The sequence below is a fragment of the Shewanella sp. MBTL60-007 genome, assembly GCF_019654915.1.
Lineage (GTDB): Bacteria > Pseudomonadota > Gammaproteobacteria > Enterobacterales > Shewanellaceae > Shewanella.
In genome coordinates this window covers 39,924-59,295 of the sequence record NZ_BPET01000026.1, presented here as the reverse complement: position 1 = coordinate 59,295, position 19,372 = coordinate 39,924, and the positions used below count along the sequence as shown (strand labels likewise).

11 protein-coding genes are annotated in these 19,372 nt (G+C 46.2%); 3 read left to right on the top strand and 8 right to left on the bottom strand.

Going from position 1 to position 19,372, the window contains the following annotated elements:
- Positions 1 to 11: 11 nt before the first annotated feature.
- The 3 genes from K5Q92_RS11660 to K5Q92_RS11650 all read right to left on the bottom strand — a co-directional run bounded on the left by K5Q92_RS11660 (position 12) and on the right by K5Q92_RS11650 (position 3,426).
- Positions 12 to 353 carry a YkvA family protein gene (locus tag K5Q92_RS11660; RefSeq protein WP_220769173.1) on the bottom strand — a complete coding sequence of 114 codons (342 nt, stop codon included), beginning with the start codon at positions 351 to 353 and terminating at the stop codon, positions 12 to 14.
- A gap of 109 nt (positions 354 to 462) precedes the next feature.
- The gene (locus tag K5Q92_RS11655) at positions 463 to 2,787 is read right to left on the bottom strand and encodes a YgiQ family radical SAM protein (protein WP_220769172.1); all 2,325 of its coding nucleotides are present in this window, start codon (positions 2,785 to 2,787) and stop codon (positions 463 to 465) included.
- A gap of 240 nt (positions 2,788 to 3,027) precedes the next feature.
- Positions 3,028 to 3,426, bottom strand: coding sequence for an MAPEG family protein (locus K5Q92_RS11650; protein WP_220769171.1), 399 nt, complete (start codon positions 3,424 to 3,426; stop codon positions 3,028 to 3,030).
- Positions 3,427 to 3,638: 212 nt separating this feature from the next.
- On the opposite strand from K5Q92_RS11650, the gene K5Q92_RS11645 reads away from it, so the two are divergent.
- A complete protein-coding gene (locus tag K5Q92_RS11645; protein WP_220769170.1) occupies positions 3,639 to 4,859 on the top strand; it encodes a threonine/serine exporter ThrE family protein in 1,221 nt (406 codons plus the stop codon).
- A gap of 168 nt (positions 4,860 to 5,027) precedes the next feature.
- Positions 5,028 to 6,668, top strand: a complete 1,641-nt coding sequence (locus tag K5Q92_RS11640) for a ShlB/FhaC/HecB family hemolysin secretion/activation protein (RefSeq protein ID WP_220769169.1) — start codon at positions 5,028 to 5,030, stop codon at positions 6,666 to 6,668.
- Here K5Q92_RS11640 and K5Q92_RS11635 read toward each other — a convergent pair.
- Together K5Q92_RS11635 and K5Q92_RS11630 are read right to left on the bottom strand one after the other, a co-directional pair.
- Positions 6,665 to 8,764 (bottom strand): winged helix-turn-helix domain-containing protein, encoded by a 2,100-nt coding sequence (locus tag K5Q92_RS11635; protein ID WP_220769168.1) that lies wholly within the window; start codon positions 8,762 to 8,764, stop codon positions 6,665 to 6,667. The two genes, K5Q92_RS11640 and K5Q92_RS11635, sit on opposite strands and share 4 nt — an antisense overlap.
- A 319-nt stretch (positions 8,765 to 9,083) precedes the next feature.
- Positions 9,084 to 12,737, bottom strand: coding sequence for a S8 family serine peptidase (locus K5Q92_RS11630; protein WP_220769167.1), 3,654 nt, complete (start codon positions 12,735 to 12,737; stop codon positions 9,084 to 9,086).
- Between the two features lie 680 nt (positions 12,738 to 13,417).
- Between K5Q92_RS11630 and K5Q92_RS11625 the strand changes: the two genes are divergently transcribed.
- Entirely contained in the window at positions 13,418 to 17,248 is a 3,831-nt protein-coding gene (locus tag K5Q92_RS11625; protein WP_220769166.1) for a S8 family serine peptidase, read from the top strand.
- Positions 17,249 to 17,405: 157 nt separating this feature from the next.
- Here the strand turns inward: K5Q92_RS11625 and K5Q92_RS11620 are convergent, their stop codons facing one another.
- The 3 genes from K5Q92_RS11620 to fghA form a co-directional block, all read right to left on the bottom strand.
- Positions 17,406 to 17,825, bottom strand: coding sequence for a DUF6491 family protein (locus tag K5Q92_RS11620; RefSeq protein WP_220769165.1), 420 nt, complete (start codon positions 17,823 to 17,825; stop codon positions 17,406 to 17,408).
- A 122-nt stretch (positions 17,826 to 17,947) separates the two neighbouring features.
- Entirely contained in the window at positions 17,948 to 18,274 is a 327-nt protein-coding gene (locus K5Q92_RS11615; RefSeq protein WP_028767378.1) for a multidrug efflux SMR transporter, read from the bottom strand.
- Between the two features lie 249 nt (positions 18,275 to 18,523).
- Positions 18,524 to 19,363, bottom strand: a complete 840-nt coding sequence (fghA, locus tag K5Q92_RS11610; RefSeq protein ID WP_220769164.1) for an S-formylglutathione hydrolase — start codon at positions 19,361 to 19,363, stop codon at positions 18,524 to 18,526.
- Positions 19,364 to 19,372 lie beyond the last annotated feature (9 nt).

Genomic DNA, 19,372 nt, shown 5'->3' with positions numbered 1-19,372 from the left:
CAAAGAGCAAACTAATCAAACCAAGTTGCTGTCTTCTCGGCGGCTTGGTTTTCTACGTCATCATCTACATACATAGAGACCATGGCTAATGCCGCTGCCAAGGCACCGAGATCGTCTGAGAACCCCATGATAGGGGTTAAGTCTGGAATGGCGTCAATCGGCGAGATGAAATAGGCTAGCGCACCAAAAATCACAGTCTTAGCCCATTTAGGTGTGTCTGGACGCTTGGCCGCATAATAGAGACACAGCGCGTTCTCTATCACTTCTCGACCCGCTTTCTTGGCAAATAGTTTTACCTTTAGCCAAAAACTCTCATCGCTATATTCGTTAGTGCCATTCGTTTCTTGAGTCATGATCCTGCCCAATAAAAAGGGAATATCATAGATATTCCCTTATTTTAGTTTATTTAGCTACAGCCAGCTTATCGCTACTGCTTTGGACGCTTGTTTGGCTAGCCCAATTTTATCTTTGGTGCTTAGGTGTAGTCCCCCAAGCGTTCTTTTTAGGTGGGCGCTTTCCAGCTGGCTTGGCCGCAGTATTCGCTGCAGAACCCGGCTTGTTCTGACTTGGCTTACCCGCTCTATTCTGCCCAGATTTATTACCACCAGCCTTGTTACCGCTAGGCCTTTTCTGACCTGATTTGCGATCATCAAACTGATCACCAGAGAAACGAGTGAAGGCTTTCTTGCCTTTACCATCATCTTTAGCGTTAGACTTCTTGTTGTTGCGGTTAGCTTCACGCTCTTGACGGGTTTCTACTGGTACCAAACAAGTGGGTCCATTACCGATCAGCTTCTCCTTGCCCATAGCAATCAAAGCCTCACGAATAAGTGGCCAACCAGCCGGATCATGATAACGCAGCAAGGCCTTATGTAGCTTGCGCTGGCGCCCTTTCTTCGGCACAGAAACCTGTTCACTATTATGCTTTACATTTTTAAGTGAGTTTAGCTCAGTGTGATAAATCGTGGTCGCATTTGCCATTGGCGACGGATAGAAATTCTGCACCTGATCTAGCTTGAACTTTTCAGCTTTTAACCATAACGCCAGATTCACCATATCTTCATTGGTGGTTCCTGGGTGCGCCGAGATAAAGTAAGGAATTAGATACTGCTTCTTACCCGCCTCTTGTGAGTACTTATCGAAAAGCGCTTTAAACTTGTCGTAAGTGCCCATGCCCGGCTTCATCATCTTATTAAGCGGGCCCTCTTCGGTATGCTCAGGGGCAATCTTTAAGTAACCGCCAACATGGTGAGTTGCCAGCTCTTTAACGTAACGCGGATCTTCGGTCGCTAAATCGTAACGCACGCCAGAGGCAATCAATACCTTCTTGATCCCCGGAATATCACGAGCGGCGCGATACAGATCAATCGTTGCCTGATGGTCGGTGTCTAAATGACCACAGATCGATGGGAAGATACAGGATAACCGGCGACAGGTACTTTCTGCCTTTACGCTAGTGCAACCCAAGTGATACATGTTAGCAGTTGGGCCACCCAAGTCAGAAATCACCCCAGTAAAACCTGGTACCTTGTCTTGAATATCTTTAATTTCTTTAACGATAGAGTCTTGCGAACGACTCTGAATGATGCGTCCTTCATGCTCGGTGATGGAGCAAAACGAACAACCGCCAAAACAACCACGCATGATATTAATCGACGTCTTAATCATGTCGTAAGCTGGGATCTTCTCTTTGCCGTACGATGGGTGTGGCACACGCTGATAAGGGAGATCGAATACGCCATCCATTTCATCGGTATTCAGTGGCCACGCAGGCGGATTAACCCACACCGCACGTTCGGCGTGTTTTTGAAACAGTGCGCGGGCACAGCCAGGGTTTTGCTCTTGATGCAAAATACGCGAGGCGTGAGCATAGAGATACTTGTCTTCTGAGACCTTCTCATAACTTGGCAACATGACATAGGTCTTCTCCCAAGGCTTCGGTCTAGCTGGCTGTACACTGATCGCCTTTGGCGCATCATTGTCGAAAATCTTTTCATCCGTCGGTCCGGACAGGTTTTTACAACCTACGTCATCGGCGCCATACGGGTTCGGGATCGGGTCAATCTTATGTAGTTGATCGATCTTGCGAGAATCCATGCCCTTCCATTCAGGCAAAGGTTCTTTACGGATAACCGTGGTGCCGCGGATATCGTGCAGCTGTGACACTGGCTCGCCAGCCGCTAAACGATGCGATAGCTCCACCAGTGGTCGCTCGGCGTTACCGTAAATCAAGATGTCAGCTTTAGCGTCTAAAATAACACTGCGGCGCACTTTATCAGACCAGTAATCGTAGTGGGCAATACGGCGCAGACTCGCTTCGATACCACCAATCACCACAGGTACCTGCTTAAAGGCTTCTTTACAGCGCTGGGTATAGACTGTTACGGCACGGTCGGGACGCTTGCCGCCAACATTACCGGCGGTATAGGCATCATCATGACGCATACGACGCTCTGCCGTATAGCGGTTGATCATCGAGTCCATGTTACCTGCGGTAACACCAAAGTAGAGGTTAGGCTTACCTAACTTCATGAAGTCTTCTTTGTTAGACCAGTCTGGTTGGGAAATAATGCCCACTCTAAAACCTTGGGCTTCGAGCATGCGACCAATTACCGCCATACCAAAACTGGGGTGATCCACGTAAGCATCGCCCGTTACGATAATGATATCGCAACTATCCCATCCTAACTTTGCCATCTCTTTACGAGACATAGGCAAAAATGGCGCAGGTTTTGTCAACTCTGGGCGATACTTTGGAAAGGTAAATAAGGTGGATTCTACTTGCATGGATTAGGCAGCCTAACTGAAATACAAAAAATTACGCAGGTTTCGCGCCCCAAGTTGCTCTCACAGTGGGGACGCGGAGTATAACAGGCTACGCCTGCTAGGTGTGACTAAAAAAACATCAAATTAGCGCTTTTTTTAGTATAGACCTTTAACCCATAATTTGGCTGTGGGTATTATGCCGCTGGGATTTAACGCTTAATTGCTACACTCAATCACATCCAGTCAGTCCTGCACTCGCCATTAGAGATGAGTCACGAAAGCGAATAAGTTAGTCGCTACCAGTCCAATGATGACCGCCCATGTCATCAACACGCCCCAAAATCGGCCAAAGTGGTAACCTCCTCTCCCCTGAGTTAACCCTATGGCATGCATCAATCGAGACACTATCCACAGCGTACCAAATAGATGCAGAACTGCTGCACTTATGCCATTGCCCTCGGCGACCACCAGTAGCAACATGGTGATAGGAGCATTCTCCAAAAAATTAGCGTGTACTCTTTGTGCCAGAATCAGTGCACTATTCCCCTCACTACCAATGCCTATTTTATGTATACGCCTAAGCCTTATCACTCTATAGGTCAAAATCACCATAAGCAGCGCACTAAGGCTGAGATACAGTCCTGATATTAATAGCGGCATTCGCCCTCCTATTCTATGGACGGAAAAACCACAGCATTACAATTACGGAACATTATGTAAATAAATGGCAACTTTTTTAGCTCAAATAGGTTAAGATGCGCTCGTCAAAACATGGCAAGCAAGCACCTGCGTCGAACAACCGGTAAAAATAATAATAAGCAGTTGTTTCATCTAGTAAATCATCCTGAAATCACCTATAGCGAAGTAAGATAGTGGATAATCAAGAGTTTTTAGAAAAGCGCCGTTTCATCATCAGGCTCGGTAAGGCACTGCATAAATTTGGTACGCCAGCCTATCGCCTAGAAGCCCATCTGCAAGGTGTCTCCAAGGTACTTGGCATTGAAGGTTACTTCTTGATCTCGCCCACGGCGATGACCTTTGTACTGCAACACGATGAAGATCAAGAGTACAATCACGTTGCCCGAGTGAAACCCGGCGAACTCGATTTAGGCTCACTAGCCAGAACCGATGAACTGGTCGAAGAGTTGATGTCAGGTCAACGTACACTCAGTGAAGCTCTTGAGCGTCTTGAAGAGATAGCCAATAAACCTAACCCTTACGGCACTAAGTTGACGTTACTGGCCTTTGGCGTTTCTGCTGGTGCCTTTGCCATGTTGATGGGCACCAGTTGGAATGATGTATTTTGGTCGGGCATGTTGGGCCTAATGGTTTACGGTTTGGTTTTTAGTGCTGAGCGCTCAAAGCCCATGGCGGAGATGTTAGAACCCTTATCGGCAATCCTTTGCGCCATTGTCGCCTTTGCTATCGCCCGCATCGACCCTTCGGTGAATATTCCGGTGGTGATCCTGTCCGGCATTATTATCTTTATTCCTGGCCTCGCCCTCACCCTAGGGCTGGCGGAGCTCGCCGCCCGCGACCTTATTTCCGGCACAGCAAGGGTCATGGACGCCTTCATGCTGCTATTTAAGCTCTACTTTGGCGTGATATTAGGCATGGCCATTGGTAAAGCACTATTTGGTGAAACAACTTACATTCCGCCTGCTGCATTGCCCAAGTGGGCTGTATTTGTCTCAGTGCCTATACTATCCATGGCATTGGTGATTATATTCAGAGCGCGAATGAAAGACTCACCATGGGGAGTATTGGCGGGCACAGTGGCCTTTTTCTCTGCCATGCTAGGCGGACTCTATTTTGGAGAGTCTATCGGTATCTTCTTTGGCGCACTAGCAGTAGGAATATATTCCAATCTATTTGCTCGCTGGATGAAGGCTCCCGCCTCTATCGCACTCTTGCAAGGTATCGTAATCTTGGTTCCGGGCAGCAAAACCTATATTGGCCTTAATACCCTTATTTTAGGCGAAACCATATTTAATCAATCGCACCTTGGTATACAGATTTTCCTAATCTTTATGTCAATTATTGCGGGGTTAATTTTTGCCAACGTAGCCGTTCCGCCAAGGCGTACACTGTAATAGCTCAGAGCAACCTACATCAGAAGAGCGCATATTGGCGCTCTTTTTATTACAGAAAATCATTTTCTACTTAAGTAAATCAGTCTCTTAATACTTGACTAATCAACACTTAGCATCTGTTATTAATCTATGCCTGTTGTCGATACTAGCCAAGGAGGACTGCTATCAATGGAGCGGGTTTGCGGCCTTGCATTAGCGATCTGTTTTAGCACCCAAGCGGGTGCCGCTTCGGCTGAAAGTAAAACTCCAGATAATCACTCCTCTGGCGAGGATGAACAGAAAAAGCCAACCAAGAATATTGTAATCAAGAGTAACGATATCTTCGATCTATCGGATCCTGAAACCTTCTTCATTCACCGTTGGGCCAACTACCTACATATCAATACGCGAGACTTAGTGATCCGCGATAAGTTGAGCTTCTATGAGGGGGATGACGTCAGCCAGAAAGACCTTGAAGAAGCACAGCGAATTTTACGCTCCCAACCTTATATCCGGGATGCAAGAGTCACATTTTCTCAACCTGCAACCGATGCCGATCTCGCCGATGAAGGTGAAAACATTCTGGTTGAAACTTGGGATAACTGGTCGCTACTGCCCACCTTTAGCGCTAGCCATAGTGGCGGAGAAAGTAAGTTCTCTATTGGCCTAAAAGAGGATAACTTACTCGGCTACGGTATTCGTACTCGGATAAAGTATCAATCAAATGCCGAGAGAACAGGCTATCTATTTGCAGTTGAAACACCAGTAAACGTCATCAAACACGCAACCCTCTCCGCGAGCTTTTACGATAATAGTGATGGCCAAGCTAAACATGTTTATTTTGAAAAACCTTTCTACAGTTTAGGTGGCTCTCACAGCTACTCTGCCGAATATTTAGATGATTTGCGCGTCGACACACTTAAACAAAACGGCATGGATATCAATGAGTTTGAACATAGCGAGAACTATAACAGTGCCCGTTTTGGCTGGCTAGTCGGCCGCGATAGTGAACAAGTATCAAGAATTATCACCGGGATCACCCAAGACCGTCACCAGTTCGCCAATATCGACAGCTACCCAACGACAGAGCTGCCACAGGATAGAGATTTTCTTTACCCTTGGGTTGCCTACCAATATCTACAAGATGACTTTAAGGTGCTCAACAATGTGCACTTGATTAGTAACAACGAGGACTTTAACTTAGGCTGGCAGCACTACTTTAAGCTAGGTATCGAAACCCGCGATCTCAATAACAGCTCACCAGTGGGTTACCACTTAGGCTGGCAGTCGAGCCGCGGCTATCAAGGGAATGAACAACTCGTTTTATTAGAGATGGACGCTAAGGGCATATTCGCCACCAGCCAAAAAGATTTCTATCAAGTCAACCTTGCCGCAGAGTATTTCTATCATATCACCCCAAAATGGACAGCCTACTCCAAGCTCAGGCTCAGTACTTCACACAACAACTACTTAGACGAGCCTTTTGCCCTAGGTGATGAGACGGGCGTTCGAGGTTATCCAAATGACTACCAGTATGGCGATCATCAATGGACCTTTACCGCTGAGCTCCGTAATTATCCTAATATCAATCTGTATCAGTTAGCCGAGCTCGGCTGGGCCGTTTTTACCGATGTAGGCCACGCATTTGGCGGGCCCGATGAAAACAATGCGGTATCATCGGCTATCGGTAGTTTCGGTATTGGCGCTAGAATTTATTCATCGAAATCGAGCTACGGCAATGTCGCCCACATTGATTTGAGTGTTCCCTATACATCAGGGCCTGAAGTGAATAGTTGGGAATGGCGCTTTCAGGTTAAGAATCACTTCTAAAGTCGATGACTATCCTCCAGCGAAATTCGATAAATATCAGCATCATTAATTCCCAGCATACTCACGACCAATGCACCGTCAGCCGCTTTAGCTAATGATCTCCCTCCACGAATACTTACCGCGGGAAGTGAAAAAACAATTTCAGGCTGCCACTGACTATCGAGGCGCACCAATATATCTTGGCTATCACTGCGCTTTAAAAAGTACAGTGCCTGCTCTTGATAAAAGAAACTGCCCCAATCCCCAACCGCTAATTCCTCTGTCACTAATACTTCGTTGCCAACCTTTGGCTGATAGAAAAGGCCCGGAGTATTATCCTTACTGTAATAAAGACCGCCTAAGTTATCTTCGACCGCATACTTACCTCCCTCTTCTACAATACGCTTCACTTTCTGGGTATCCACCTCATATTGATAGATCCCCCATTTACCCTCGACATTGGATGAGTAGTAAATCTTACGTCCATCCAGAGAAAACGATGGGTTCCTTATATCTCCTAGGGCTTGGGGAACGACGTTCAACTGGTTAGCACTTAAACTACCAACATATAGCATGTAATGATCTGCCCCTACAGGCTTTAAGGGGAGGGCGTATCGATCATCCACCGGTGAGGCGGCAGGCACGCCCACCAATCCCTGTTTAGCAGTAAGCTGCTTACTGCCATTCCTCTGCTTTAGCCATAATTCCCAACTACCGCTGCGATTAGATAAAAATAGTAATTCGCCAGTTGAAACAAACTGTTGACCAAACATATCTCGGGATGATGAGGCGAGCTGTCTTAAAATACGGCCGTCAGCTAACGAACGTAGAGTGATGTGTTCCTGTGAAATATGCCTCGAATAATACAAGCTTTGGGTTGTGTCATTGATGACTAAACTGCTGATCGTATCGTCTCGATGAAAATCCTGAACCGACTGGGTCGCAAAACTGTATCGCTCAATGACAAAATTCCCCTCCCGCAATGCATTAAAATATAGCAAGTTGTTTTCGTGTTCCCACTCAAGTGAAATAATCATCGACTCACCAGAGATCACCTCTAAAGCGGTGTCATCAACCAATGAATGGATCAAAACTCGAGCGCTAAGCTCTACGGCACGTACAACGGCTAACTTTTTGCTGTCTGCAGACCAGCTGACTAAGAGATCTTCCTCGCCGATCTGTGGCATCGTTAGCTGGGTAATTTTATTACTGTGTAACTCATAACTAAAAACAGCAACTCTATCGCTTAAAGATTTTGCATACGCTAGACTCTGCCCGTCGGGCGACCAATCTAAGCTGTTCAGGTATCCGCGACTCATACAGCCAGTATCGAGTAAGCGGTCTTGGTTAGTAATCAGCTCACGTACGTGAAGCTCACACTCCCCGGAAGAGTTAAACCTAAAGTATGCCAATGCCTGCCCATCAGGAGACCAAGTTGGTGAAGTTTCTTTATCTTCGCTCATCGATACCTGTCGCAATGGCGCGGTGTCATCACTCAAGTCTTTAATGTAGATCTGCGCCTTCTTCTGATCTCGACGCCATTGAAATGCCATAAAGCGTCCATCTGGCGAGATAGCCGCTTGTTCCTCAACGCCCTCGAAGTTAGTGATACGCTCGGGAGTGACCAATACCTCTTGCTTAACCTCAGATGTAAATGGATAAAATTGATATCCACCTAGCATTAAGATAAGTAGAAACACAGCAAAGACAATGGCTTTAATCAAAGGTTTCTGAGTAGATGAAATTGGCTGGGTCTCTTGGCTGAGAGATTGAGATGGGGCTTCAACCGCTTTTGGCGTTACGAGTAACTGATAACCGACTTTTGTAATGGTCTTAAAGTATGCTTCCGGCTCCTCTCCAAGTTCAGATATCGTCTTTCTCAGCTGCCAAATCGCATTGCCAGTACCTCGCTTTCCCACCTCTATGTTACCAAGCCAAACTTGCTCGATAGCGGTTTCTTTAGTGACGGTTTCACCTGCATGCAATACCAGTAATTTAAGAAACTCAAATACTTTGGCGGGCAAAGTCAGTTTTAGCGCTCCTTTACTTATCGTCATATCGTGGCAATTAACGATACATTGACCAATCTGATATTTTTGATGTGGTAACGAAATCATATTGGCTATCGACACTCCCCAGATACCTATAAAAAACAACGAAACTTAACTTTTGTGCAACATACATCTTATCTAGGTGACTCATTTAATCTAGTGCCAACTTAATTAATTAGATTACAAACCTGTCTATAGTTAACGCTTATCTAATCTAACTGCCAAATGGCTATAGCCATCTCCCCTTAACAATCAGCAGCTTGAAGCAATGTCGGCAATACCTATATTTCGCTGTATCAATTTGTAATCTTATAAATACAAAAAGAGAGCATCTTTGATGCTCTCTTTTTAAAAGGAGGAGATCCCCTATGACATTAATGAGTCTTTAGCGACGCACTTTGCGGCGTAGGCCAAGCAAGGCAAATAGGCCTAATAAACTCAGACCCAAACTTCCGCCATCATTGCTATCTTGAACTGGCTCGGCAGTAACGGGAGCATTCACTGTCATTACAAAACTGGCTTCAGTCTTATGCACCGAATCATCGGCGGTGACCACCACACTATATTCACCTGCACTACCCGCTGAAGCATGACCCGTGATCACGCCACTAACACTGTCGATACTCATACCTTCAGGCATGCCTGTCGCACTATAGGTTAAGGCGTCTCCCTCTGCTTCAATAAAATACTCGGATGCATTAATTTCAACGGCATCGGTTTCAGTAAGTGCCAAAGCAGGCATCTCTCCTACTAGCTCAGGTGCAATGTCGTTAACATTATTAATTGCTACATATACATTAGACACAGCGCTATAGGTGTTACCTTGGCTAGCGATAACTTCAAGGGTATAACCAAGATTACCAACATCGTAGTCCAGCGCATCAGTGTTGTTGACGACTATTTCCCCTTGATCACTGATGATGAATGGATCGCCAGGAATCGCATTTGCAAGACTTAGGCTATAAGGGTAAGACTCATGCTCAAAATTAGCACTGGCAAAAAAGGTTTCAGAATCAAGCTGAATCTTTGCCACAACTGCGCCTATTTCAGCGTCTTCATCTACACTGTGGACTTGCCCATCCAGTGGGTGAGCCATTAATGAATAACTCCCTTGCCCCATAGGGGACAACATACCCCAGTTATTCTCTAAACTCATCAACATCATGCCGTGATTATCACAACCGCCGCCACTGCCAAAACCAAAGCTAAAGTCACATTCACTGGCCATCCCAAGCTCGGCTGTTTCACCCGCAGCAAGGGTTACCATAGGCTGATAATCTTTCGCCTCTCCTTCGGCGACCAAACGTGAGATGAGCGGCAATCCCCCACCGTTAATTTCCACTTCTCCCATCTCGCCAGTAAACCAGTCAAAATACGTTTCGACCTTCACTTTGCCGTATTTAACTGGATTATATTGAATGATAGGCTCACCAAGATTAGCGACCGCATCACGGTCAGTGGCGAAAATCCAACCATGGTTTTGATCTAAATCTTCAACACTGTCCATACTCTCGCTATGGAAAAGCTCTTCCAAACAGTATTGAGCAACGACATTTTGCCCATGACCTGTCATCAATGTTGGCAACTTAGATTGCGTGTAACGCTTTCGAGGCTGGGTCCAGTCATACTCTTGGTTATAGTCGATATACCACGCCGCTGGAGAGCCATTTTCATCGGGCTCAATAAAGCCACCCATAACAACTTGAGAGGACTCATCCCAAGTATAAGGATCGTTTATGACCGCTTTATCTAACTCATTATCGAGAACAAACTGCTCTTGATATACGTTCCACCACATCAATGCCGCACCACCTTTATCGAAGTGGTTCGCCATGCCTGCATCGTTTGGCCTAAAGAAGCGACTCGCAATCACTAACTTCTTACCCGTTGTACACATGGCTTCATCATAGACTCCACCACCAACGGCATTGAGCATATTGCCTTGGGTATTTTCTTTGCCCTCTGGAAGTTGCTTTTGATGATACATGACGGGAAACACCGCAAACGTGTTCTCCGTCGTACCCGTATTAGTGAACTCTTGGGTATAAGCTCCTGCTTCATGGCTAAAAAGTAGACTGAATTCACTGCTAAAGCTTTCGTTAAAAGTACTAAAATCTCGTTGAATATCAGCACTGGGCCTAGGTTTTACCAACCAGCTCATGCTCACCGTTGGCTTTTCCTCTGCTGACAGCTGCAGCTGACCAGAAAGCTCAACTTTAGACCAGTTTTCCGATATAAGATCACTGGCTTGCTTCATCGGCCAGTTATCAAGTTTTGAAAAATCAATCTCCAGTACCACAGGGAAAATAACGGTCTGCCCAGCTGGTACACTCACGCTTGTAGGCACATCCCAACTCAATGCTGAATCACCACTCTTGCCCATAGACGTCATAGTGACTTCATAGGTAACCGTCTCCTCAGCGAGGTTTTTAAGCTGAACCTCTTTCACAAAGCGCTGCAGACCCGCAGCTTCTTCAAAACCAAAACTTAAATTTGGCTGATAGCTATTTTTCTCCCAAGCAACCACCGATGAATTGATAGCGGCATCGATGTTTTCAACACCGTTACCTATCAAGACAAGATCGGCCTGCTCATTAGCGAGATTCATAACATTGTTATCGGCGGTGTTCATCAATAGCGCTTTGATCTCTACCATAGATAACTCTGGACGCTTAGATTTTAGCACTGCGGCTGCGGCAGCCACTCGCGCAGCCGCCATTACGGTATGCGATTCGGTATCTGTTTGATCGCCGCCGCCAACAACTGCAACATCAATATTTTCGGCGTAGCTCACCATATCAGGCTTTGAGAAACCATTGGCTCCACGCACAGGCCCGTGGGGAGTACTTTCGGTCACCTGCATATTGTTATCAGCATCAGTTCTCATGCCGCCAACCGTCAACGCACTAGGTGCGGCGCCGCGCCAAGTCATATTGAAGCGGTTATCAAACCACTCGCCACCCGTACCAGCGTTGACCACGACCAAAGCCCCTAAACCCGATGCCATTTCGATGGCGTGAGCCTCAACAACAGGGCTCGAGATCCCGTTGTCTGACGGCGCATAAAATGCGCTGCCACCGATAGCATCAACGACGATGATATCTGCACGATCATCGAAACTACCATCTTGATTAGGATCTAGCGCGTACTCTAAAGCCAGCATAAAGGTACTGCTACTCTCAGGTGCTAAGCTATAACCATAACCATATGGGTCTGAAACATTTGAGGTTTTAAAAGCGGCAATTTTTGCCCCTGGAGCCAGAGAGTGCACCACACTCGCAAGGCGTGTTCCATGGCCAGTATTATGAGTCGCACCATCGTAATCACGGGTGTAATAGATATTCTGATCAATTGGGTTTGGATCCAGCCCCCAGCCGGCATCACTGCTTAAATCCATCCCTTCAACGACAACATCAGTTGGGAAGCCATCAAAGGTATTCATGGCATTGGCCATCGCCTCTCCGTAAGTTGCAGCCTCGCCATCTCCTCCTAAGCCCACATGAGTATAATCCACCCCTGTGCCAATAATGGCGACCTTAACGCCCTCTCCCGCCGTTACGTCATCGACTAAAGCTGGTGCCTTTGTCATAGTTGAAGCAGTATTGGCGCTTGGCTTACTCATCGCATTGACCGGCGCTACCGCAGTGGTTGTGTCAGCGATAACCGCCTTTACACCTGCGATAGCCTTAATTTTATCGGCATAAGAAGCGTCGGCTTGAACCCGCACAAAATTACCAAAGATTTTCGCCCCCGGTAACACTTCAATATTGCCATCCAGCGCCAGAATATCGTTAAGTACGGTCTTCTGCTTAGCTTCAACCTGCTTAAGACTTTCGGCGAATTTCTTTTTGTTATTTAAAGTGGCCTTAGTCAGTGAGCCGACATCTGCAAGATAGACATTGAAAGTCTGTAGTTGCACTTTCTGAGCCTGTGTACTGAAGGCGGGTAAAGTATCTGAGTTTTGTGCGATGGCAATTGAAGCAGGAACCATCGCAGCCAGTGCAATGCATGTTGCCAGTTTAGATTTTTTAAATGACATATTTTTTCCCTAAGAAGTTGCGACATTATTTTTATTGTTCAAGTCATACATTTAAGGCCGACTAGGAATCTCACCTCGACCGAATAACAACTCATTAACGCTAACCTCTATGGTTTTCTTTTAAATACGGCTAAACAACAAGCATTCGGCCTTTGATTTTGTTTCTTTTCTCTTTCTATTTATCTTCACTCCCTTATAAATCAAAGTGTTAACTTGACAGCATTGACAAAGAAAACTCTGTTAGAAAAGCAAGGTTTCACTCAATGGCTCAGTGATTTTCTATTTGTACTCACCCTAATCTCCACATTTAGCCGCCGACCTTTTCTCTGTTGTGCCTTCCCCCTTTAACCACTTGGATATACGAGAACTATTCAAGAGCTGTTCGAACATAACTCCCTTCATCCGCCTTAGCTGACTCATCTTTAGCAGGGGCAATCCTTACCTAACACTGAAGAAATAAAAGGATACATATAGATACAAACAATCTTTATAACCAATTGTTTTAAAAGAAATTGAAAAAGAAATGAAGCATAAGTGAAGTCGAAATGTAGAGCGCTATTTGCCCTCAATCGTTTTGATGGGGTATCAAGTTGACGTCGAATTAACAACTTCTACCGATTTTGCTCTCACTACCACAGTGCTGCAGCGCAAAAAAATAATTAAAAAAACGAGGAAGACCTGTGAAATCATCTTATAAGAAAAGTCTTATTGCAGCGGCGCTAAGTATGGCGCTTGTCCCTGCATCTCAAGCATCAATGCTAGACAGTCGAGGACTTGACCCCGACAGCGGTCAACGTAGCAATAAACTCCAACCTAGCAAGCGCAATACAGATAATCTCTACATGGTTATGCTTGATGAGCAACCTCTGGCGACCTACAGAGGTGATATTGCCAACTTAAAAGCCACCAGCTTACTAAGCAATAACGCTAACAAACGAGAAAGCACTGGCACTTTAGATGTGCAAAGTGCGGCGAGCCAAAACTATCTCAACTACTTAGCCACGCAAAAACGTAGCACTATTAATCGCGCGCAAAAGAGCCTCAAGCGCCAGCTGACCATTCAGAATGATTACCAAATTGCTCTTAACGGCTTTAGTACTGAATTAACAGAAGAGGAAGCCAAGCTTCTCGGTACTGTTGACGGGGTTAAATTCGTTCAAAAAGTAGAAAGACGTTACCTCACTACCGATTCAGGGCCCAGTTACATTCAAGCGCCTTCAGCTTGGGATGGCACTGCAACGGGAATAGCCAGCAAAGGCGAAGGTGTCATCGTCGGTATTCTCGATACAGGGATCAGCGCCTTCAACCCTTCATTTGCCGATATTGGTGGCGATGGCTACGATCATACCAACCCATTGGGGGAAGGCGTATACCTAGGCCATTGCAGCGACTCTGAACTTGCCCATTACTGCAACGATAAGTTGATTGGGATCTGGGCCCATGACGGAGTTTTGGCTGACTATACTCCCGAAGGCGATGATGTGATTGGAATCGACCATAATGGTCATGGCTCCCATACTGCATCAACCACAGCTGGCAACGTAGTAAAAAACGTGCCTATCTACAATGTGATGGGGGATAAGGCTGAGTTTACTTTCGGTCAAATCAGCGGCGTAGCCCCTCACGCTAACATTGTTTCTTACCAAGTTTGCGCCGCCGACGCGGGTTGCTGGCCCGATGTTAGTGCGCTCGCCGTTGAACATGCTATCGCTAATGGCGTTCAAGTACTCAATTACTCGGTAGGTGGCGGAGCCAGTAACCCTTGGTACGATACCGATGCTCAGGCTTTTTTAGCCGCCCGAGAGGCTGGGATTCATGTGGCCACCTCTGCTGGAAACTCTGGTCCTGAAGCTGGCACTGTTGGCTCTCCCGGTAATGCCCCTTGGTTAACAACCGTTGCCGCCTACACCCATGACCGCGGATTTACCGATAAAGAAGTGAGCTTCAATGGTGGTGACTTTGCCCTAGCGAGTTTATCTGGCAAAGGCGCAACAAATGGGATCACTGCTAAAGTGGTGCATGCCGAGGATTTTGGTGATGCAGACTGTTTAAACCCATTTGCGGAAAACACCTTTAGCGGTGAAATTGTGGTTTGCCAACGTGGCGAAATTGCCCGTGTATCAAAAGGAACGAATGTTTTGGCTGGCGGTGCGGGAGGCATGATATTAGTCAACGTGGATGGCGGTTCTGAAACCATAGATGCCGACTTTCATGTGCTACCTGCAATCCATATCGATGCTTTACAGGGCAGTGAACTCACCGCTTGGCTAACCACAGGCGAAGATCATATGGCGACGATTGGCGCCTCAACCATGGAGAATACTCCCGAGAACGCTGATATAGCAGCAGTGTTTACCTCTCGCGGACCTGAGCCCATCATGAACCGCTGGTTAACCCCTCATGTTGCCGCACCAGGCGTAGCGATTTATGCCGCCAACTCTGAATATCAGCCATGGCGAGAGCAAAAAACCGAGTCTCCTTACACCTTTATGGATGGCACATCTATGTCTAGCCCCCATGTGGCTGGAGCGATGGCGCTGATGACAGCCCTTAAGCCCGAGTGGACACCCGCACAGCTACAGTCGGCCTTGATGCTAAGCGCCGAATTTAATACCCGCAAAGATGACGGGGTGACGCCATCAGACTTTTTTGACTCGGGAGCTGGTAGCATTCGTATTAATAACGCCCTCAATACGGGCCTAATTATGGATGTAACCTATCAAGAGTACGTGGACGCCAACCCCGACATTGGTGGCAAACCTGAAGCAATGAACATGCCGTCGGCCGTACAACAAGATTGCATGATAAGCTGTAGCTGGACACGTACATTCACCGCAACCTCGGCATCGACTTGGACCGTAAGCGGCGATACTAGCGTGAATGGTTTAACCATTAGCGCCTCCCCTAGCAGCTTTAGCCTAGCTGCTGGAGAAAGTATCACCTTGGAAGTGAATGCCACCATATCTAACGGTTTCAATTCAGAATACGGTATGGGTCGACTCCTACTCACCCCTTCCAATGGGAGTTTAACCCCGTCAGCTATGCCAGTAATCGGTACATTTGTCGCAGGCAGTTTCCCTGAAGCCACCTATCTTGAAACCAATAAAAATAAAGACAGTGCGGCCATAGAAGGGGTCACAACCGTTGGTAGTAGTGATCTTCAAGTTGCTGTTTTCGAACTAGCAGAAGTTGAACGTATCGAAGTCTCTATTCCGCGAGATGATAGCGATGATGCTAGTTGGCCGACTAATGTCTGGAATGATAGCCGCTTTTTCCATTCTCAACTCATTAACGTCACACCGAATACCAAGCGTATTGTGGCGCGAATCAAACAGACTACATCACCGGATCTTGACCTCTATATCGGCCGAGATTCCAACTACAACGGCAAGCCTGACGATTACTTTGAAATGGCTGAACTGCTGTGTATGAGCGCCACAGAAACCGCACTAGAGAGCTGCGTAGTCGACAACCCCCAACCTGGCAGTTACTACGTAGCTGTGCACAATTTTGGTGATACTTCAGCACCTTCAGACACGGTAGATGACATCACTATAGAACTTGCCGTTATCGATAAAGATGACTCAAGTATTAGTGTAGATTTCAAAACACAAGTCGATGCTCGAGAAGATATAGGCCTAGTACTCAACTGGGATAAAACACTCAAGTCTGACACCTTATATACCACAGTACTTGAAATTGGCACTGGCCCCGATGCCGCGAGTAATGTCGGCCTAATGCCAATTGAGCTGTATCGCAATGCCACTTACCTCACAAGCACCCTTGATAGTGAATTTGTCAATACAGGCGACAAACTCACCTTATCGCTTGAACTAGCAGCGAACCCCAGTGATAAGGAAATGGTATTCGATGTTGCGGTTAACCTTCCTGAAGGTCTCACCATCGAAAGTGATAGTCACTCAGGTCTGCTAGATCAAGGCAACCTTAGCTGGCAAGTCACCCAAGCAGTAAACAGTGAAGCACAAACGATTGTGCTGGTGCTAGATACTTCTGATCAAGTGATGTCAACGACCTTGAACTTTGAAGTGTCACACACAGTTAATAGCATTAGCCTAAGTGAAACCCTCAATCCAGTGGCATTGGAGGGGATCCCTGTCGCGCGAATTAATGGTGCCAATAGCATAGATATCACTGCCGATGAGCAAACAAGTGTGAATCTCTCGGCAATTGAGAGCACCGCTCCCAATACCGACGATGTGCTCAGTTATCACTGGGTGCAAACTTCAGGACCAGCTATCACCATCGCTGACAATTCTGCTGCAGAAATTAATATCCAGTTACCAGATATTGAAACCGATGCGACCGCTGTGGTGGAGTTGACCGTGAGTAACGGCCTGAAGACAGCAACGGCAGCCACAGCCACGATTAACATTATAGCCAAAGAGGTTAGCCCCGAGCCGACACCAGAAAAGAGCGGGGGCGCTTTAGGGCTAACGGTGTTGCTGCTTGGACTACTCGGCTATCGCCGTCAAACAGCAAAGAAAAAGTAACCAAATGAAAATAAGAAAAAGTGCACAAAAGCACTTATTAGCTATGGGAGCATAGCGCCATTCCTTGTTTGCCGACCACTTAGTGGTCGGCTTTTTTATCAACAAGCAACTCTTACGAGGGGACTGCCAGTCATTAAATCAACAAGCTCAGAACTTGCTACTTCGCATCATCAAAGGCTTCGATTTTAGCCTTAATTGCATTCTTTTGCTGTTTATCTTCCAACTTGTAGATCCGCTTTATTTGCGCCTTTATCATAGGATCTTGCACGGTCGATACCGAATCAAATCCTACTTCAACCTTACCTAGGGTCGATGTCACCAATAAGCCTTGAGCAAAGTTAAGATCATTTAAGCCACCGCTCAAAATCAGGAGGTAACTCTGTCTTGGACGGGAATTCACAATAACAGAGTATTTGTCGACACTTTCCCAACCATCCATTCGAAAATTATCGATTGAATTTACCTGTTCAAGTTCGGGAAAAGTATACATTGCGGCCCGCTCTTTACTCGCTTCACTCGAGGCACAGCCCGCTAAAAGTACAATAAATGATAAAGCTACTAATTTTAGTAAACGCATAAATTTATCTCCTTACGATTCCAGTCTACTGTAGCACCGATTAATTCATGCGCAAAAAATATCCAGCTTAATTCAGAGTAAAACCATTAGCCAAATCATAGGAGGAAAATACTCTCAAAGTTCTAATGAGCGTGGCCTTGGGAGAAGTTAATCATCATCACGCCTACGGCCACCAGCGCCATGCCGACCCAAGCCGTCATATCAAGATGCTGACGGTAAAATAGTGCTGATAACAGGGTCACAGTAACAATGGCCAGTCCAGCCCATAGCGCGTGTACCACACCAACAGGCATGCCTTTCATTGCTTGGCCTAAAAAGATAAAAGCGGTTAAGTGGCCGAGAAGTACTAAGGCAGCAGGTAGCGGCTTACTAAAGCCGTCGGTTGCCTTTAATGCCACATGAGATAAAGCCTCAGCCACCACACCAAGTAAAAGAAAAATCCAGCTCATATTATTATCCTAGAGTTTGCTTGGCAAAGTTCTGTTTGCTAAGGCATTTAAAATCAATAGCGGTATTATATTTATCTAGCGATTAATGATAATCACCCTAAAAGACAAATCACTTTTACGCTGGGGTAATAATATTATGAGAGGCAATAAAAAACCGCCTAATTGGCGGCTCTTTAGCAAAACTCTAGAGAGTCATCGAACTAAGTAATCTAACAAATGACTTCACTCATTTGAAAACTGCTTATTGCTTTATTTGGCCAAGTGTTCTGCATGAAAACGTAGATGGTTTTCGATAAAGCTAGAGATGAAATAATAGCTATGATCGAAGCCTTCTTGCATATTTAGGGTTAGCGGATAGCCACTTACCTTAGCTGCAGCTTCCAACACTTCAGGTTTTAGCTGTTCAGTAAGAAAGTCATCAGCCTCCCCCTGATCCACTAATGCTGGCACAAACTCAGTGGCTTGGCGCATTAATAAGCTCGCATCGTAGTCAGCCCAAGTGGTGGTATCACGGCCTAAATAGGCAGTAAACGCCTTCTTACCCCAAGGGCAGTTAACCGGGTTGGTAATTGGGCTAAATGCCGAAACTGACTGGTAAGCTTGTGGATTACGCATGGCAATCACTAATGCACCATGCCCCCCCATGGAGTGACCCGCAATTGAGCGCTTATCGCTGACAGGGAACATTGATTCAATCAGCTGTGGCAACTCATTTACCACATAGTCGTACATTCTATAATGACGGTTCCAAGGGGCTTGGGTAGCGTTAACATAGAAACCTGCGCCTTTACCTAAGTCGTAACCAGTATCATCGGCAACATCGTCACCACGAGGGCTGGTATCAGGGGCAACAATCGCGATGCCAAGCTCTGCCGCCATGCGTTGTGCACCCGCTTTTTGCATAAAGTTTTCATCGGTGCAGGTTAAACCTGATAGCCAATAAAGTACTGGCACCTTTTTACCATTTGACGCTTGAGGCGGTAAGTAAATGGCAAATCGCATGGCGCAATTAAGTGTCTTTGAATGATGGCTATATTGTTTGTGCCAGCCACCAAAGCTCTTATTTACACTGATATTTTCAACGGTCATTTAATACCG